General features: G+C 65.3%; 2 protein-coding genes. Both read left to right on the top strand.

Annotation, left to right across the window (positions count from 1 at the left end; all coding sequences use genetic code 11):
• Positions 1-68: 68 nt before the first annotated feature.
• Positions 69-1,310 carry a helix-turn-helix domain-containing protein gene (locus CXY79_RS00025; protein WP_146068053.1) on the top strand — a complete coding sequence of 414 codons (1,242 nt, stop codon included), beginning with the start codon at positions 69-71 and terminating at the stop codon, positions 1,308-1,310.
• The gene (istB, locus tag CXY79_RS00020; RefSeq protein ID WP_104099131.1) at positions 1,307-2,071 is read left to right on the top strand and encodes an IS21-like element helper ATPase IstB; all 765 of its coding nucleotides are present in this window, start codon (positions 1,307-1,309) and stop codon (positions 2,069-2,071) included. The genes CXY79_RS00025 and istB overlap by 4 nt, the downstream gene beginning before the upstream one ends.
• Positions 2,072-2,136: the final 65 nt, after the last annotated feature.

Genomic DNA, 2,136 nt, shown 5'->3' with positions numbered 1-2,136 from the left:
TGTTAACGCCAACTGAAAACAGGGCCAGAAACGCCAACTGAAAATAGGGCCACCAACCATCATGGAAGGTGATCAAATTGGATGATTGGGCAGAGATTCGCCACCTGCATTCGACGGGGAAGCATTCGAAGCGGGAGATAGCTCGGCTGGTTGGAGTGTCCCGAGGAACGGTGGACCGGGCGTTGGCCGTGGATCGGTCGCCGACGTATCAGCGGGAGCCGACCGGGTCGAGTTTCGACGCGTTCGCCGGCCAGGTGCGGGTGTTGCTCGCAGCGACGCCAACGATGCCGGCCGCGACCGCTGCTGAGCGGGTGGGCTGGTCGGGGTCTCCGTCGCTGTTCCGGGCCAAGATCGCCGAGCTGCGGCCGGAGTATGCGGTGCCGGATCCCGCGGATCGGCTGGTGCACCCGCCCGGGTTCCAGGTCCAATGTGATCTCTGGTTCCCGCACGAAGACCTGCCGCTGGGCCATGACCAGGCTGCTGCGCCGCCGGTTTTGGTGATGACGTCAACGTTCTCCGGATTCATCCAGGCCCGCATGTTGCCCTCGAGGACGACGCCGGATTTGCTCGGTGGGATGTGGTCGTTGCTGCAGGAGGCCGAGGCCGTTCCCGCCCGTTTGACCTGGGACAACGAGACCGGCATCGGGCGCGGGAAACTCACCGAGCCGGCCGCCGCGTTCGCCGGCACCCTCGGCACGCAAATCAAGCTGCTCAAGGCCCGCGATCCTGAGTCCAAGGGCATGGTGGAGCGGATGAATCGCTTCTTCCGCAGCCGATTCATGTCGGGTCGCGCCTTCATCTCTCCCGACGACTTCAACCAGCAGTTGGCTGGCTGGCTGCCCATCGCGAACAACCGTCTCTCGAGGTCGCGACGAGGGCGACCCGGTGACCTGGTCCGCCTCGACCGGGCGGCGATGCGCGGCCTGCCGCCGATGGCGCCGGAGGTGATGTTCCGCAACAGCGTCCGGCTCCCAAGGGATTACTACGTTCGCGCGTTCAGCAACGACTACTCCGTCGACCCAGCCATGATCGGCCGGGTCGTTGACGTGGCAGCGAGCCTGGAGCGCGTGACCGTCCACCACGACGGGGTCCTCATCGCCGAGCATCGCCGGAAATGGGCTCGGCAACTGACCGTCACCGACCCGGCACATGTCCTCCGCGCGGCCGAGCTGCGCGCCCATTTCCAAGCCCAACGCGCCCGCCGGCCCACGGTCACGGCCGTCGTCGAAATGGCCTCACTGGACCGCTACGACGAGCTCTTCAGCGTTGACATCGACGCCGCACCGACCGTGTTGGCGGTCGCGTCATGACCGGCTCAGAAGCGGCCTCGCAGATCGAGTACTACGCCCGCGCGCTGCGGGCACCACGGATCAGTGAAGCGTTCCGGCGCCTGGGCGATCAGGCCCGCGACGCGGGCTGGTCCCACGAGGAATACCTCTCCGCAGTGCTCTCCAAAGAGGTCTCCGAACGCGAAGCCTCCGGGGCCGCGCTGCGGATCAAGGCCGCCCGGTTTCCCGGTCACAAGACCCTCGAGGACTTCAACTTCGACCACCAACCCTCCGCCAACCGAAACCTGATCGCGCACCTCGGCACGAGCGTGTTCCTCACCGAAGCGAAGAACGTCGTCCTCCTCGGGCCACCCGGAACCGGGAAAACACACCTCGCCGTCGGCATCGGGATCAAGGCCGCCAAGGCCGGCCACCGGGTCCTCTTCGACACCGCGACGGGCTGGGTGACTCGACTCCAAGAGGCCCACTCGCGGGGCAAACTCGCCGCCGAACTCATCAGGCTGCGCCGCTACAGCCTGCTGATCGTCGATGAGGTCGGCTACATCCCATTCGACCAGGACGCCGCGAACCTGTTCTTCCAGCTCGTGTCATCCCGCTACGAACACGCCTCGCTGATCATGACGAGCAACCTGCCCTTCGCCCGCTGGGGCGACGTGTTCGGCGACCTCACCATCGCCTCCGCGATGATCGACCGCATCGTTCACCACGCCGACGTAATCAGCCTCAAAGGCAACAGCTACCGGCTCAATCAACACCAACCCGCCGTGACTACGGCACACTAGAACCACACGAGAGTGGCCCTGTTTTCAGTTGGCAGAAGTGGCCCTGTTTTCAGTCGGCGTTAACA

Origin of the sequence: Cryobacterium sp. M96 (assembly GCF_002929845.1) — a bacterium.
GTDB lineage: Bacteria > Actinomycetota > Actinomycetes > Actinomycetales > Microbacteriaceae > Cryobacterium > Cryobacterium sandaracinum.
The sequence above is the reverse complement of the archived record's forward strand: the minus strand, read 5'-3'. Positions and strand labels throughout refer to the sequence as shown.

What these genes read in the sequence shown, in the direction of transcription:
- istB (WP_104099131.1), top strand. Translation starts at nt 1,307, where the DNA reads ATGACCGGCTCAGAAGCGGCCTCGCAGATCGAGTACTACGCCCGCGCG.